The following is a 15347-nucleotide window of genomic DNA, read 5'->3' on the forward strand; positions in this document are numbered from 1 at the left end:
AGCGTTCATCCTGAGCCAGGATCAAACTCTCCGTTGTAAAAAACTTTGAATTTGTTGATGTCTCGTTTAATTTTTCTGTTTACGCTGTTTCCTTATTTCCTAATCTGTCAAAGAACTTTTCTGTAGATTCAAAAGGTGTCACCCTCTTTTAATCCTAAAAACAAACCGCTGCCTGTCTTTCTATTTTTTCATTTTAAAACCGAACCGCTGTTCAAGCCTTTCTTTGTAATGTTTCCCGTTGTTTTCGGGGTTGCAAAGGTAATCAAGTTTTTGTTTCTAACAAGTGTTTGTGAAGAAAATTTTAAACTTTTTTTCAACCCCTCAACTCAATCACCGCTCGTTTGCGGGGTGCAAAGGTAATCAACTTTTCTTTTCTAACAAGCCTTTGTGAAAAATAATTTAATCTTTTTTCTAAAACCCTCAACTCGTCAGCCGCTCGTTTGCGGGGTGCAAAGGTACCCACTCTTTTTACTTTTACAAGCCTTTTTATCACTTATTTTTAATACCAGCTTAAAACGAGCATTTAATGTGCTGAAATACAAATCATTAAACATTAAAACTTTTTCAATGTTTTTAGCCCTTCGTGAGTAATGACTCTAATAATTGAATTCCGGAATCGTCATTCGGCACTGTTCCCGTGGTTCCTTCCAGGATATTATGGGTTACCAAATCCCTTCCGATCTGCCCGATCATCAATGATTTTTTCCCTTCAACCAGCAATTCAACAGCTTTTACCCCCATTCTGGTAGCCAAAATCCGGTCGAAAGCAGACGGACTTCCTCCCCGTTGAATGTGTCCTAAAATAGAATAGCGCAAATCATATCCTTCCAAATACGGTTTCACCTTCGCCATAATCTCTTTCGCCCCACCTTCATCATCGCCTTCCGCTACTATAATAATAGAGCTGCGGATTCCTTTATTCTGATCTTTGATCTCTTTTGCAAGCAACGGAATATCCGTAACTGTTTCCGGAATCAGGACGGATTCTGCTCCGCTGGCAATCGCACTATTCAATGCAATGTAACCGGAGGCCCTTCCCATCACTTCCACAAAAAACACGCGGTGGTGACTCGATGCCGTATCCCGGATCTTATCCACTGCTTCTACTACCGTATTTAAACAAGTGTCATACCCGATGGTGAAATCCGTTCCGTGAATGTCATTGTCAATCGTACCCGGAAGCCCGATTACCGGAACATCGAATTCATTTGTCAGGGCCATTCCCCCGGCAAAGGTTCCGTCTCCACCTATTAATATAAGTGCGTCGATTTGATGCAGCTTCAGGTTTGCAACTGCTTTTTCTCTCCCCTCCCGGGTTTTGAACGCTTCGCTGCGGGCTGTTCCCAGGATGGTTCCGCCGAGATGAATCACATTGTTGACATCTATATAAGAGAGTTCTTTGATCCGGTTTTCGATCATTCCTTTATATCCGTCTTCAATTCCGAATACTTTCAGTCCTTTTCCGATTGCCGCTTTTACCACTGCACGGATGCAGGCATTCATTCCCGGTGCGTCGCCTCCCGACGTCAAAACTCCAATTCTTTTCACTTCACTCATCGTACGTGTAAATTTAAGTGCTTACTTTTAGAGTCATATCAATTTTATGGAATTATTTCATTTCATGCATCTCTATGTCATGATGCTGTTTCAGCGCGGGCATAAGCGATTTCGGTCACTGACAGATCTGGAGTTGATCCATCTGTATAAAGAGGAAGCAAATCTCTTTACGATACCTTTATTATATGAACGCTACGGACACCTGGTGCTTGGAACCTGCATCAAATATTTGAAACGCTATGAAGATGCTGAAGACACAACGATGAAAATTTTCGGGGAATTAAACCAGAAAATTGAGAAACACACGATCCAGCACTTCAAATCCTGGCTCTACCAGGTAACGAAAAACGAATGCCTGATTCATTTGCGGAAACAAAAAACAACACAAACGCCAATTCACGAGAATCTGCTGCAAACGGAACCGCTGGAAACAGAGGAACACCTGGAACGGGAGTTGAAACTGACCAGGCTCGAGCAGGCAATCCAGCATCTGAAAGAAGAACAACGCATCTGCATCGAACTCTTTTACCTGCAGGACAAAAGTTACCAGGAAATCAGTGATGAACTCGAGATTCCGCTCAACACCGTAAAAAGCGCCATTCAAAACGGCAAACGAAATTTAAAAATCTGGATGGAAAGTCATGAAGAATAAAGATTACATATCACGGGATGCATTTGAAAAACTGCTTCGCGACCATTCGGAACATTCTTCCAATGAACAACTGGATGCATTTGACCGGGACGCCCTGGAAGGATGGCAAGAATCTGGCATTTCATTTTCCAGGATAAAACAACTGGATCGCAAAATGAAGTTCTCCAAGCCTTCTGTTACACCTTACATACTAGGACTGGCTGTTCTGATCATCGGAACGCTCGCATTTCTCCTCCTGAAAAACGATCCGGGTGCAATCGCACCTCAAAAACAGCTGATCGTGAAGGTCGAACACACCGATATCCGCATTCCGGAGGCGATTGACACCCTGGAAGTCATCCCGCAAAAGGATCAAATCACTGTAAATGAGGTGAAAAACACTCAAAACGAGATCAAAAACCTCTCTCAGGAGGCAAAAATGGAAGAAATCACGGATATTCCTTTCCCGGAAACCGTTTTGACACCGCTTCCACCGGTGATCGAACAAAAGCCTGTGACTGTTTCGCAGCAAAAACTGGCGAAGGAAATTTACATCCAGGATCTCAAAGCGATTGATTACTCCCAATACCGCGTTAAGCCAACCGTTTTGATCGAACAATTCATTCTTTCGGGAGTCCCCGCAAACCAGGAAAGTAAAGAAACCATTTTACAGGAAGAGCCTCAAATGCAGATGGCGAACATTCCGTACGTGGATTACCTGGAAAAAACACTGCGGTATACCAACCGCGGTAAATGGAAACAGGCACTTTCACGCTTCAACGAGATTCTCAAAACATACCCGGATGATCTGAACGCACGCTTCTATTCCGGCTGGTGTTACTATAATTTAGGCCAGTATGAAGACGCCTGCCTCAATTTCTCTGCCTGCTTACAACTGGAATTCTCCAATTTCAACGAAGAAGCAGAGTGGTATTTAGCACAAAGCCGACTGGCAAACGGGGAAAAATCGCTGGCGAAAGAATTGTTCCAGAAGATCAAAAATCAAAAAGGATTCTATTCCAAGCAGGCTGACAAGGTTTTGAAAACCTGGAAATAGGTTGTTTTTGCAGATCCGATCATGAACATATATTCTCTGCAATGGTAATTTTTGCTCAATCGGGGAAAAATGAAAATACGAATCTGTTCAAAAGGTTTCACGAGCTAAAAAGTTCAAACAGTCTATTGAACCTTTTCAACTTTTTGAACGCTTTCCACCTGTATATGACTAGCAAAAGTTCAAATTCCCGGAATACTGGGACAAAACAGAAATGAAGAAATGAAGGAAACAGAACAAAACAGGCTGAAATTTGAGTCGAACTATAAATCCTTTGAGTCTTTTCACATCCGGAATGAACAAGACCGGGAAATATACAATGCCCAGCCATTTAAAAAGGATATCAGCATCCTGTTTGTTCCCGGTGATTGCAAAATCCGGATTGATTTCCGCGAATTCAGTACCACACAACCTACCTTGTTTTTCTGCGGTTACCAGCGAATCCAGGTTCTTGAAGGCAAAAACATCATCATTCTGAACTACAGCAGGGATTTTTACTGCATCCAGATTCATGATGCGGAAGTGGCCTGCGACGGTTTACTCTTTAATAATGCCGGACAATTTCCCGCAACGGAACTTTCAGCGGTCGAAAATCCGGTGATCGAAAACCTGTTCTCCGAAATCGGAAAAGAATTGAGTCTGAACGATTCGTCGATGGAAGAAATGGTCCGGATCCTGCTGAAGCAAATCATTATCCGCGCAACACGCTTGTGGAAGCGACAGCAACTCCCGCTCCAGGTGTCGGAGTTACCGGCAGAAGTGGAGTTTTACCGCAATTTCAACCAATTGGTCGAGATTCATTTCAAGCAGTGGCACACCGTTTCGGACTATGCGGAAGCAATGGGATTGACCGCAAAAACGCTTTCCAACAAATTCAAACGCCTCAATCTCACACAGCCGAACGAACTCATCAAAGCCCGCATCATTCTTGAAGCCAAGCGTTTACTCTGTTTCACTGATTGGTCTGTAAAGGAAATTGCCTATGAACTGGGGTATGACGATCCGGCTTATTTCAACCGTTTGTTTACCGGGAAAGCCGGAGATAGCCCTGCAATTTTTAAGAAAAAATTCCTTGAAGGGAAAAATGTACAATAAAAACGACTATTTCTATCTTTTCACAGCCACATCACAACTCTATCTTTGTCTCGTTAAACAATTCAAACAATCATCAAAAACGAGCAATCATGAAAAGAAGAGCACAAGCCATCTGGAATGGAACAGTAAAAGAAGGAAACGGACATTTGACCACTCAAAGCACGGTACTAAACCAAACACAATACTCTTTCAACTCCCGTTTTGCTGACGGAATCGGGACAAACCCGGAAGAATTGCTGGCAGCAGCACACGCAGGATGTTTTACCATGAAATTGAGTTTGGATCTGACTGAAGCCGGTTTCGTTCCTGAAGAATTAAAAACTGATTCAACCATTACGCTGGACAATGGAAAAATCACCCTTTCCGCCCTGAAATTGACAGCAAAAGTTCCCGGAATTTCCGATGAAGAATTCCAACGTATCGCAAAACATGCCGAAGAAACATGTCCGGTTAGCGGTGCATTCAGCTTCGATATTACCCTGGAAGCAGTATTGGAGGCATAAAATTCTCCGGTCAAAAAAAATGCTGACAAGCAATTTGTCAGCATTTTTTAGTTTAGTTTGCGAGTCTTTTCAGCAACGGATTCGGTCTGTAACGATCTTCCCCGTATTCAGCAAACAGCTTTTCCAATCGTGAAAGCACTGTTTTCAACCCGATTTCTTCCGACCAGGCGAGCAATCCTTTCGGATAGTTCACCCCTTTGGTCATCGCCGTATCAATATCTTCCCGGCTGGCAATATTCAGGAATAATGCATCGTATGCTTCGTTGATCAGCATCGCCAGAACGCGATCCACGATTTCCTGCCCCAGTTTTTCATCCTTTTTCGGAACCGGCAATTCTACTCCTTCCGCGTAATCATAAAATCCTCTTCCGGTTTTTCGTCCCAGGAAGCCAGCTTCCATGTGGCGTTTTTGCGTAAATGACGGTTTGAATCGCGGGTCGTAGTAAAACGCACCGAACACCGTTTCCGTCACCGTATAGTTAATGTCGTTACCGATATAATCCATCAAAGTAAACGGTCCCATGCGGAATCCTCCCAGTTCGGTCAAAGCCCAATCGATCGTAGCAAAATCTGCCACTCCTTCTTCATAAATCCGCAAAGACTCACCATAGAATGGTCGTGCCACGCGGTTCACGATGAATCCCGGCGTGTCTTTACAAACCACCGTCAGTTTTTTCCAGGAATCAATCATCGATTTTGCCTGCTGCAGAGTTTCTTCACTGGTTTGGACTGCAGGAATAATTTCCACCAACGGCATCAAAGGAGCCGGGTTGAAAAAATGGATTCCAATCACACGGGAAGGGAATTTCAGAACAGCCCCGATCGATGCGATCGACAAAGAAGACGTATTCGATGCAATGATACAATCCAATCCAACTACCTCTTCGATTTCCTTGAAAACGGCATGTTTCACTTCCAGTTTCTCCACAATCGCTTCGATTACCAGCCCAGATCCTCTGAAATCTTCCAGTTTAGCCGAAAAATGCATTCTGTTCAGGATGTCATTTTTTCCGGATTCATCCAGTGTTCCTTTTTCAATCAACCGGTCAAGTACCTTCACCAAAGCAAGTTTCGCTTTATCCAACTGTACCTGGTTTACATCTACCAGAACCACCTCGTGTCCCGACTGCGCTGCAACCTGGGCAATTCCCGCCCCCATTGTTCCTGCGCCTAATACACCTATTTTCATTCTTAATTGACTTAAAGAGATAAGAGGCGTGAGTCAAGACTCATTCACTCTATCTCTATATTGAATTACTTAATTTCTTTTTCAATCCACCGATCAAACGTTGGATATTTTCAAGCTTTCTAACCGAATCTGACGCATCTAGCTCAAACAAATCTGCACAAATCAAAAGTTGTGTTTCCAATTCATAGGCTGAAGAAATCGCTACATTCAAAAAATAAAGAAACTCTTTATCGGTTGTACGACCGGAACCTTCCGCGATATTGGATGGAATCGAAACCGCACATCTTTGAATTTGACTCTTCAACCCGAACTTTTCGTCATTCGGTAATTGTCCGCTAAGAGCATAAATTTCTTTCACTAAATCAAAAGAAACTTTCCACGAAGTCAATTCTCTAAAATTATGTCGCATAGTAATACCTTGAATACTGGTTATTACTTTAATATACGAAATTTTATCTGAAAAACTACTGACTTACAAAGCCTTGACTCCTGACTCTTAGCTCCCGATTCTATTTTCCTTTAAAAACAGGAGCCCGTTTCTCCAAAAATGCAGTAACCCCCTCCTGGAAATCTGCTGATTTTCCGGCCAGAGTCTGCAATTCCTCTTCTACAGCCAGTTGCTGCGTCAGGTTATTCGTAACACTTGCATTCATCGCACGCTTGGTCAGTCCCAAACCGTAAGTAGGCATGGAAGCCAGGTTTTCAGCAAACTTCACGATTTCCTCCTCGAATGAGTCATCGGAAACAGCTTTGTAAATCATGTTCATCGCTTCCGCATCTTTGGCAGATACTTTTTCTCCTGTCATCATCAAGGCCATTGCTTTCTGAGCACCAATCAAACGCGGCAAGAAAAAGGTACCTCCTGAATCCGGGATCAAACCGATTTTAGAAAATGCCTGGATAAAAGATGCCGATTCTTTGGCAATAGCAATGTCACAAGCCAATGCGATGTTTGCTCCTGCCCCTGCAGCAACCCCGTTTACCGCAGCAATAATCGGTTTTTCAATGTTGCGGATGCGCTCAATGATTGGATTGTAATGCTCCTTCACAATGGATTGCATCTCCGGACCATTCGGGTCGGTAGCTTCTGCCAAATCCTGACCGGCACAAAATGCCTTTCCTTCTCCTTTTATTACGATAGCACGAACTGATTCGTCTTTTTCGCATGCATCCAGTGCCTGCTGAAGTGAAAGTGCCATCTCCTTATTGAAACTATTAAAAACCTGAGGTCTGTTTAAGGTCAGCGTACAAACGCCATTTTTGAAATCCTGGATCAGCGTCATTTTATTCTTTTTCTAACAAAGATAAAAAAAGCCTTATCCCGTCAAGTAGAATCGGGGAATTATTCGAGTTTTGAACGCCTTTTCTTTAAACCGGATACTTTTGGAGCATGTTGCCAAAGCAATTCCAATGATTTAGTCATTTTCACCACAAAACTTCCTGATTACACAAACGGATTCAACGAAATAAAATTTCGCCATGAACAAGCAATAAAACATGGTAAAAGCACTCATTATCAACTAATTTATTAAATAAATTACAAGTGTTAAAAATCGCTTTTTCAATGTTAAAATTCTGAAAAACCGTTTTGGAATTCCGTAACTTTGAAGTAACCATTATTTACTCGGTCATGTTGAAGTCCATTATTCTCCCGGTCGCATGCTGCCTAGTACTTGCTCCTGATACCACCCTGGCTCAATGCGCAGGTTCAGGATCAAATTTAGTAGCACCCTATGCCAGCAACAGCTCCAATAAAGGAGTCATGTTCAATATCACTGCGACAAACACAGTGACAATCTTTTGCTTTGATGCAAATCTTCCCGCATTATCCATTGGTGGATATGAAATTTATTACAGATCCGGAACGTATGTCGGTTCCGAAACCAATGCTGCCGGCTGGACACTTCTCGGCTCTGCCGGATCCATCCTCAGTATCGGGTTAAACGAAGAAACTCCGCTTACGATTCCCGTGAACCTGATCATGACTGCCGGACAGACGTACGGTTTTTACATCACGGCCAGCAACCCGATTCTTTCTACCGGTTTACTGACCACAAGCAATGCCGGTTATGGAACCATTAATTCCAATGCAGATATTTCGATTCTCGGAGGAGCAGGAATCACCTACCCTTTTGGTACGGTCACGGCAAACCGCAGTTTCAACGGAACAGTCCGGTATGCTCCCGGAGTAGTGCTCCCTGTTACCTTCAAGGATTTCAATGCTTCAAGCATGAATCAGTTTGCATTGCTGGAATGGAGAATGGAATCGGAAGCAAACACCAATTTCTACTCCATCGAACGATCTTCTGACGGAACCAATTGGGAGGAAATCATTATTACGGAAGCTTCCGAAGGGGATGGCAGCAGCGCACATCTCTACCAGGAAATCGATTATAATCCGCAGGAAGGAATCAATTATTACCGTCTGAGCCAGACCGATAATGACGGAAACCGGGTGGATCTCCAAACCGTTTCGTGGAAAAAAGTCACAGACTTTAGTGAGGGTGAACTAAACGCCTTTCCAAATCCCGGCAAAGAAGTCGTCAGGATATTTGCAAATTCGGCGGAACTAAAAGAACTACAAGTGTTTAATGCCATGGGACAAAACATTTCCGAAAACATTGAAATCCGGAATTACAACGGATACTCGGAACTTCATTTCGGTCAATCAAAACCGGGATTAGTTATCGTGAAAGCAAAAACCCTGTCAAAAAGACTCATGATCGAATAGCTTACGCTACACTTTATACTGGTAGTTTTCAACCATCGCTTTGACGCGTTGTACCATATGGTCGACCAAAAGCGGTGGTTCGAGAACAATCAACTCTCCTCCATAAGACAATAATGCGCGAATCAATTCCTCTGAAATAAAGACGTTCATTTCAAAGGTACTCTTGTTCTTGCCCTCTTTCACCATCTTTTGAGATGCATGGAAAGGTTGTGACTCAATGTATTTGGCTGCAACATTGTCTGCTTTAAACACTACAGTTTCCGGCTTTCCGTTACTTGCCGTGATTCCGATCGCATGCTCAAAAAACTGATCCGGATTGAATGAAACAGGTGACCGAAAAACTTCTTCCGACTTTTGCAGATCGTAAATCCGATCCAAACCGTAAGTAATGATATCTTCCTTAACCAAATCGTAACAGAGTAAATACCAACGGTTACGGTACTCCTTCAGCAACAGGGGGAGTACCTTTCTCGCTTTACGCTTTTGGGTTTGAAAGCTTTCGTAATCAAAATAAAGAATTGTTCCGTCCTTAATGGAAGTCAGAATCGGGTTGAGAAACTCACTTCCCCGTGATGAAACCGGCGTTTCGAATTCCACAAAGCGCTCGATGGATTTATCGTTGATATCGTTCGAAATATTCACCCGGTCTACAATTTTATCAATCGCAAAGCCGAATTGCCGGAACATCCCGACATCTTTAAACTGGCTGAGTGTGTTTGCCGCAAAGCGAATTGCTTCGATATCCGATTCGTTCAATGGAATTTCATCCAGGGAAAACCCTTCATCGCTGTAATAATAGCCGCCGTATTTTTTAGAATATTTGATCGGAGCATCGTGTTCCATTTTCATGGCAAACATGTCCTTTTCAATCGTCGAATCACAAATGTTTTCCCCGTCAACACCTCCAAACAACGCTTCTTCGCATGCTTCACGCAGCATCGCTTTCGAAGGGTAAGGTTTGTATTGATTTCTCAAGGCCCGGTCAATAATCCGGAATCTCAACAAGGCATTCTTAATGTGTGGCATAATTCAACTTTCAATCTAAGATATCAAAAAAATCTCAATTGAACTTGGAATGCCGTTCGTCAATAGCAAATTGAATGAATAATCCGAAACCGGATCCGTCATTGATATAGGAGTACTTCGCATCCAGCTGTTGGATAAACGCGCTGATTATTTCCACTCCGGTGGAAGATTGTTCCAAAAATTCAGTCTCTCCTTTGTAGCCCGCTCCGTTGTCTTTCACCAATAATTCGTAGTTCAGACTGCGTTCCGGGTTGTTTTTCAGCTCTACCTCAATCACGCCTTCTTCCTGGTTTTTGAATGCATGTTTGTACGAATTCGACAACAATTCACACATAATCAATCCCAGCGGAACTGCATAATCAATGGCAAGGTTGATCTCCTCTACGTTGACAATGACCGAAATGTTCTTGTTGTAGCTGGAAAATGACTCCCCCATCTGGCTGATCAGTTTATTCAGGTAACCGCCCATTTCAACATAGGCAGAATCATTATTCAAATGCAATTGATTATGAATCAAGGCAATGGCACGAATCCGGTCTTTTCCTTCTTCGATGATCCGCAGTGCTTCCGGATCGTGTACATTCCGCGACTGCAAATTCAGGATACTGGAAACAACCTGCAGGTTATTCTTCACCCGGTGGTGGATTTCCTTCAGCAGGTTTTCCTTCATCGCCAGCGAATTTGAAATTTCCCGGTTTTTTTCATCGATTTCTTCTTTCTGCTGCTGTAAAATGCGGTTCGAATCGCTTTTCTGACGAATAAACAGGTAGGAAATACTGATGATGACCACAATACTCATCAAAATCAGGATCAGAATCAGGCGCAGCTGCTGGTTTTTACCACGCTCTTCTTCCAGCAGGTATTGGTTCGATTCTGTCTGAAAATCCTTTTCCAGCTCAAAAACCAGGTTTTCACTGCGCAGGTTTTCCAGCAAATCATCAATTTCATTCCGGCGGATCGAATAAAAATAGGATGAATCCATGTTTTTCTTCAGTTCATAGTAATGTTCCAAACATCCGTAGACCTGGAACAAATCGCGCAACTCCGTATTCTGTTCGTTTTCCAAAACCATGTCGAAGTACATTTTCGCCCGATCCATCTGGTTGGTATAAAGGTAAATCTCTCCCAAACTCGCATTCGCATATTGCTCAGCGTATTTCCAGTGATTGGTTATTGCCAGTTGTTTGGCAAAACGGAATTCTTTCAAGGCATGCGCCACCTGGTTATTGAAGAAATAAACCTGTCCGGCAGAATTGGCAACCTGGAATAGAAATGCAGGATTTCCCTTCTTTTCCGCAATGTCTTTAGCAAGTTCGATTTCCCGGATCGCTTCTTCGTAATTTCCGTTTTCGCTGAAGCAATTTGCCAAGACCAAATGGCACTGGAGGAGTAAGTACTTATCCGACTTCTTCGATTTTTGGAGAATCTTCCTGGTTTTGGTGATTAGCAGGTCAAAATTCTGACCGAGACTTTCATATACTGCACCATATAAATCCAGGTAGAGTTTGTCCTGCTCATTTGCCTGGAAAAAAAATTGAAAGCGCTTTGCCTTATTGATTTCAAATTTCACACGGGTATAATCACCGTATGCGCTGAAAAATTTAATTTTTTTGATCGTAATGATGTAGTTGATCTCCGGGTCGTGCAGGTCTTTGTACTTTTTCTCTAAAAAACGGAGCGTCTGGTTCGCTTTGGAAATATCCACGATCATTTCTTCCTGCAGACGCTCAATTTCCCGATGAAATTCGGCACGATCGTATGCTTTCTTCTGGGCAATACCAACTAGGGAAATCTGCAAAAACAGGAAAAGTACAATGAAACGTCTAAATCTGAATAATCGTATGCTTTCCGGACGTAAAATCATGGGTAGTGAAAGTAGCTTTTGACCAAGTTAAGTAATAAATCAGCAATAAATGAAATTTATTCTCAAACTTTTTGAGGAACAGAATCCTACTAACCAATCTGTTAGTTACTACAACACGAATCCTTTGTCTTAATTTTCAATGTCTTTGAAATGACGACACCGAATAAAGAAGAAAAGTCCATACTTCGACAAGCTCAGTATACTTGTTTCAAATGTTTAAATTCAACATTGAACTATTGAACAAACAAAACATCATTCAATAAATTTCAAGCGTATTATAAAACAGTGTTTTACTTAGCAGTTTACCGCATCTTTCTTCTTATCGTAACCGAACAACTCGAAATACTTGATTGCTTTTACCACATTTTCAGGAACATCCTCTTCCCAACTTGAAATCCCGGCTCTGATTTTAGACAATACATCGTCTGACAAAATTTTCAAGGCCTGAGAATCAAATTCAGACAAAGCTGCCAGTTTATTATTGTCTTTCAGGAATTGAACCAATCCGCGCAGGTGCTTCGGAATAGCCAGTTCATCCAGGGTATATAAATCTCCGGTATCGACATTAATCGCCGGGTAAACATACATTTTTACATTGTGCCCGAACCCGATTCCGAATGCTTCCAGCAAACCTCCCGGAAGATTGTCGTAATAGCGCTCATCAAAAATGGTATGCAGGTTATAAATTCCGGCAATGACACCCATTTTCTGACCACGTGCAATAGTTGCCAGGTAATCCAGCATTTTGTAATGCTTCAGGTAATTGGAAATCATGACGGTATACCCCAGTGATCCGAGCAATTCTGCACGATCAATGAAGTCTTTATCAGAAATTTTACCATCTGCAGTCAAATCTTTCAGGGTCAGCTCAAAGATTACAGACAAGTTATCTTCACGCACACCGTCTTCTTTCAAAAACTGCTCGGTTCCGCGTGCGATCATATCCAGGTGAACTTTCGTTACCGGTCTGAAACGTCCGCGCATCAACAAAATATTCTTTTTATACAAAGCAGCTGCAGGCTGGAGCACTGTTCCACACAGGTCGAACATCGTAGCATCTGTCATACCGCGTTTTACCAGGTTCAAAGACAGAATCCGGTTGTCTACCTGTCCTAAATCCGGACCGGTTACACGGAGCATGTCAACTTCCACCCGGTCGCGCGGAATGCGGTGAACCAGGTTCGTCAGGAACTCATCCAGGTCGTCTGTAGAAAAATAGGCAGCGTGAATGAGGTTTACTCCCAAAATCCCCAATGCTTCCTGCTGGGCTTTATGGGAATTATCATGCATTTTTACGTGCAGGATGATATCGTTGAAACCACCGCCCAGTCTGGACTGAAAGCGCAAACCTACCCAGCCTTGTCCCTGGTTGGTTTTGTGGTAATTCAATGCTTCAACAGTATTACAAAATGCGAAAAAGCGTGCTTCCTGCAATTTCTTAGGAAGTCGTTCGCAAAGCGTATTGTACTCAGTAGTCAACATGGTCAGAAGGCGCTCCTCACAGACATAGCGGGAAGCAGCACCATACATGGCATCAGACACTTTCATGTCATATGCCGACTGTGTATAGGCAATCGTTCCCGAACTACCTCCGGCTTTAAAAAAGTTGGCGGCTACTTCCTGTCCTGCCCCAATTTCGGCAAAACAACCATAAATATCGCTTGTTAGATTAATCTTCAAGGCTTTCTCCTCGGTCGTTAATCTTCTTTCGTCTACCATTTCTTCCATTTCACTTCTACAAATGTACTAACATTAGACTTAGTACCCTAGGGGTTTAACGGTTTAAAGTCCGGATTAGTTACAAATTTATAATCTGTTAACGTTAATAAGAAGGCTTTCAGCTGATTGCGCTCTTCTTCATCGAGATGAACACCTCCTACACTCGCAAATTCCATCAGCGGATCAATTGTTGCAGAATGCTGAACACCAGTTGAATAATGCTCGATTACAGCGTCCAGATCCACAAAACGCCCGTCATGCATATAAGGAGCTGATAAAACAATGTTTCTCAGGGTCGGAACCTTGAATTTTCCGTTGTCATTAGCATTGTGTGTAATCGCTCCTCTTCCCAAATCCGTGAACACTGCATCGAGGCCGTTATTGGCAAATTTCTGCACCTGAACCAACACGCCGTTGTGACAATGAAAACAGTCCGCACCATTCAAATCCTGAAACGAGCCGTAACCTGCCCATTCTTCTGCCGTAACGGTATTTTTGACTGCCACTTCCGCCGCAGTCAGCGGAATGTTATTCGCAAATTTGTACATCACGTCGTACTTGGAATCTCCTGAGATCATCGTTCGCAAAAATTGCGCCAGTGCTTTAGCTACGTGCGTCGAATCGAAATCAATGACTCCGAATGCTTTGTAAAACTGGTTCAGGTAAGTCACATCCGATTTCAGACGCGTAACGGCATCTTTCCATTGCAGGTGCATTTCCACCGGGTTCGGCACCGGTTCCAGGATTTGATCTTCCAGTGTTTGTGCTCTTCCATCCCAGAAATAGCTGGTCTGCCACCCCAGGTTGATAAGCGCCATGGCATTCCGTGTTCCAATGGTTCCTCCCACTCCCTGCGAAAATGGTTGAGGGTCGGAGAAAGATGCATCCGGAGCATGACAGGTTCCGCAGGAAATGGAGTAATCCAATGAGAGTTTTCGTTCGTAAAACAACATGCGTCCCAGCAACACGCCTTCTTCTGTCATCGGGTTATCGGCCGGAATGGGCATTTGCGGAAAGTGGCTCGGAATTTTCAGCGTATACGGCGTTGGATCATAACCGACCTTTTCCTTCGTACATCCCAAAAAAAGGATCAACAATCCCAATATGCTGATCAGGAACCTGTTCATAAAGCACTGAGTGAGGCGGCAAAATTCTGTCTTGCTTTCTCGGTTAAAGCGGCTTGCGAAGAAGCACTGTGCGTGGATGTTTCTGTTTTCACATCAATCGGACTCGCCGGATTTTCCACAAAATTCTTCAGATTGAGCTTCAGCCACGCTTCATTCAAGGTACTACTCACAGCCGACCAGTTCAGATTGGAAATGGTTTTAGTTGTGAAGTAGGTATCTGTTCCTACGTGATACACAAGGCTCAGATCACAATTCGTCACTGCATCCACAATCGTATCTGCTTTTGCTTCGATTTTGAAGAAAATATAGCCCGGGTTCCAATCCCAGTGCATGTCGTTGGCAATGGCAATATTCAGCGGGTTGGTATTTGCAAACGTACTTGGGTCGTTGTGATTCACCGAAGACGGCACTCCGATTCCGAATTGAATGGATGTCGGATTCGTTACCACCTGATCTGCCTGGAAAACCAGTGTTCCGTTGTCGCGGTAATTGAACAAGGCAATTTCTTTCAAAACGGTTCCACCGGATTGAATGTCTGCGAAATAAGCTTTCAGTTCCAAAAACTGGATTTTATAGCCGTTGTTTAAGGTGTAAATGGAATCCAGATACAGGTAATCCGAATCAAACATGGGTCGAAGCGATAACCTTGCTTGCTGCACTACCGGGGTGTTCTCAGGCTCATCCACTTTCTTCTTAGCACAGGAAGAAAGCCCGGAAAATAAAAGCAACGCAAGAATCAGAATCTGTTTCATCTGGTAGTTTTACCAAATTTAAAACAATGCTCAGAGAATTCCTAAAAATGCGCCGGAAGAACGGGCTATTTTCGGTATTTTCGAAGGATTATTGATTGA

At 43.1% G+C, this 15347-nt stretch carries 14 protein-coding genes; 5 read left to right on the forward strand and 9 right to left on the reverse strand.

Features of this window, described 5'->3' with window-relative positions; all coding sequences use genetic code 11:
* Positions 1-573 precede the first annotated feature (573 nt).
* Entirely contained in the window at positions 574-1557 is a 984-nt protein-coding gene (gene pfkA / locus ABDV94_RS17575; protein ID WP_343748521.1) for a 6-phosphofructokinase, read from the reverse strand.
* A 46-nt stretch (positions 1558-1603) separates the two neighbouring features.
* On the opposite strand from pfkA, the gene ABDV94_RS17580 reads away from it, so the two are divergent.
* The 4 genes from ABDV94_RS17580 (at position 1604) to ABDV94_RS17595 (ending at position 4840) form a co-directional block, all read left to right on the forward strand.
* Positions 1604-2209: a sigma-70 family RNA polymerase sigma factor gene (locus ABDV94_RS17580; protein ID WP_343748522.1), complete on the forward strand. Its 606-nt coding sequence runs from the start codon at positions 1604-1606 to the stop codon at positions 2207-2209.
* Positions 2199-3245, forward strand: a complete 1047-nt coding sequence (locus ABDV94_RS17585; RefSeq protein WP_343748523.1) for a tetratricopeptide repeat protein — start codon at positions 2199-2201, stop codon at positions 3243-3245. The genes ABDV94_RS17580 and ABDV94_RS17585 overlap by 11 nt, the downstream gene beginning before the upstream one ends.
* A gap of 219 nt (positions 3246-3464) precedes the next feature.
* Complete coding sequence (locus tag ABDV94_RS17590) at positions 3465-4337, forward strand: helix-turn-helix domain-containing protein (RefSeq protein WP_343748524.1); 873 nt, start codon at positions 3465-3467, stop codon at positions 4335-4337.
* Positions 4338-4426: 89 nt separating this feature from the next.
* Positions 4427-4840, forward strand: a complete 414-nt coding sequence (locus tag ABDV94_RS17595; RefSeq protein WP_343748525.1) for an OsmC family protein — start codon at positions 4427-4429, stop codon at positions 4838-4840.
* A 52-nt stretch (positions 4841-4892) separates the two neighbouring features.
* Here ABDV94_RS17595 and ABDV94_RS17600 read toward each other — a convergent pair whose 3' ends face one another.
* From ABDV94_RS17600 to ABDV94_RS17610, 3 genes are all read right to left on the reverse strand, one after another.
* Positions 4893-6029 (reverse strand): 3-hydroxyacyl-CoA dehydrogenase NAD-binding domain-containing protein, encoded by a 1137-nt coding sequence (locus ABDV94_RS17600; protein ID WP_343748526.1) that lies wholly within the window; start codon positions 6027-6029, stop codon positions 4893-4895.
* 55 nt (positions 6030-6084) lie between these two features.
* A complete protein-coding gene (locus tag ABDV94_RS17605; RefSeq protein ID WP_343748527.1) occupies positions 6085-6438 on the reverse strand; it encodes a four helix bundle protein in 354 nt (117 codons plus the stop codon).
* Between the two features lie 100 nt (positions 6439-6538).
* Complete coding sequence (locus ABDV94_RS17610) at positions 6539-7312, reverse strand: enoyl-CoA hydratase-related protein (RefSeq protein ID WP_343748528.1); 774 nt, start codon at positions 7310-7312, stop codon at positions 6539-6541.
* 347 nt (positions 7313-7659) lie between these two features.
* Here ABDV94_RS17610 and ABDV94_RS17615 point away from each other — a divergent pair, with 347 nt between their 5' ends.
* On the forward strand, positions 7660-8760 hold the full coding sequence (locus tag ABDV94_RS17615) for a hypothetical protein (RefSeq protein WP_343748529.1): 1101 nt from the start codon (positions 7660-7662) through the stop codon (positions 8758-8760).
* Between the two features lie 6 nt (positions 8761-8766).
* Here the strand turns inward: ABDV94_RS17615 and ABDV94_RS17620 are convergent, their stop codons facing one another.
* The 5 genes from ABDV94_RS17620 to ABDV94_RS17640 all read right to left on the reverse strand — a co-directional run bounded on the left by ABDV94_RS17620 (position 8767) and on the right by ABDV94_RS17640 (position 15248).
* Complete coding sequence (locus ABDV94_RS17620) at positions 8767-9786, reverse strand: WYL domain-containing protein (protein WP_343748530.1); 1020 nt, start codon at positions 9784-9786, stop codon at positions 8767-8769.
* A 34-nt stretch (positions 9787-9820) separates the two neighbouring features.
* Positions 9821-11584, reverse strand: coding sequence for a sensor histidine kinase (locus tag ABDV94_RS17625; protein ID WP_343748531.1), 1764 nt, complete (start codon positions 11582-11584; stop codon positions 9821-9823).
* Positions 11585-11944: 360 nt separating this feature from the next.
* Positions 11945-13369: a TonB-dependent receptor gene (locus ABDV94_RS17630; protein WP_343748532.1), complete on the reverse strand. Its 1425-nt coding sequence runs from the start codon at positions 13367-13369 to the stop codon at positions 11945-11947.
* 47 nt (positions 13370-13416) lie between these two features.
* On the reverse strand, positions 13417-14496 hold the full coding sequence (locus ABDV94_RS17635; protein ID WP_343748533.1) for a cytochrome c peroxidase: 1080 nt from the start codon (positions 14494-14496) through the stop codon (positions 13417-13419).
* A complete protein-coding gene (locus ABDV94_RS17640; protein WP_343748534.1) occupies positions 14493-15248 on the reverse strand; it encodes an MbnP family protein in 756 nt (251 codons plus the stop codon). Before ABDV94_RS17640 ends, ABDV94_RS17635 begins: the two co-directional genes overlap by 4 nt.
* Positions 15249-15347 lie beyond the last annotated feature (99 nt).

Origin of the sequence: Fluviicola sp., from assembly GCF_039596355.1 — a bacterium.
Taxonomy (GTDB): Bacteria; Bacteroidota; Bacteroidia; order Flavobacteriales_D; family Crocinitomicaceae; genus Fluviicola.

Excerpts from the sequence above, each read along its gene's own strand:
- pfkA (WP_343748521.1), bottom strand. The coding sequence starts at position 1,557 with ATGAGTGAAGTGAAAAGAATTGGAGTTTTGACGTCGGGAGGCGACGCA.
- ABDV94_RS17580 (WP_343748522.1), top strand. The coding sequence starts at position 1,604 with ATGGAATTATTTCATTTCATGCATCTCTATGTCATGATGCTGTTTCAG.
- ABDV94_RS17585 (WP_343748523.1), top strand. The coding sequence starts at position 2,199 with ATGAAGAATAAAGATTACATATCACGGGATGCATTTGAAAAACTGCTT.
- ABDV94_RS17590 (WP_343748524.1), top strand. The coding sequence starts at position 3,465 with ATGAAGGAAACAGAACAAAACAGGCTGAAATTTGAGTCGAACTATAAA.
- ABDV94_RS17595 (WP_343748525.1), top strand. The coding sequence starts at position 4,427 with ATGAAAAGAAGAGCACAAGCCATCTGGAATGGAACAGTAAAAGAAGGA.
- ABDV94_RS17600 (WP_343748526.1), bottom strand. The coding sequence starts at position 6,029 with ATGAAAATAGGTGTATTAGGCGCAGGAACAATGGGGGCGGGAATTGCC.
- ABDV94_RS17605 (WP_343748527.1), bottom strand. The coding sequence starts at position 6,438 with ATGCGACATAATTTTAGAGAATTGACTTCGTGGAAAGTTTCTTTTGAT.
- ABDV94_RS17610 (WP_343748528.1), bottom strand. The coding sequence starts at position 7,312 with ATGACGCTGATCCAGGATTTCAAAAATGGCGTTTGTACGCTGACCTTA.
- ABDV94_RS17615 (WP_343748529.1), top strand. The coding sequence starts at position 7,660 with ATGTTGAAGTCCATTATTCTCCCGGTCGCATGCTGCCTAGTACTTGCT.
- ABDV94_RS17620 (WP_343748530.1), bottom strand. The coding sequence starts at position 9,786 with ATGCCACACATTAAGAATGCCTTGTTGAGATTCCGGATTATTGACCGG.
- ABDV94_RS17630 (WP_343748532.1), bottom strand. The coding sequence starts at position 13,369 with ATGGTAGACGAAAGAAGATTAACGACCGAGGAGAAAGCCTTGAAGATT.
- ABDV94_RS17635 (WP_343748533.1), bottom strand. The coding sequence starts at position 14,496 with ATGAACAGGTTCCTGATCAGCATATTGGGATTGTTGATCCTTTTTTTG.
- ABDV94_RS17640 (WP_343748534.1), bottom strand. The coding sequence starts at position 15,248 with ATGAAACAGATTCTGATTCTTGCGTTGCTTTTATTTTCCGGGCTTTCT.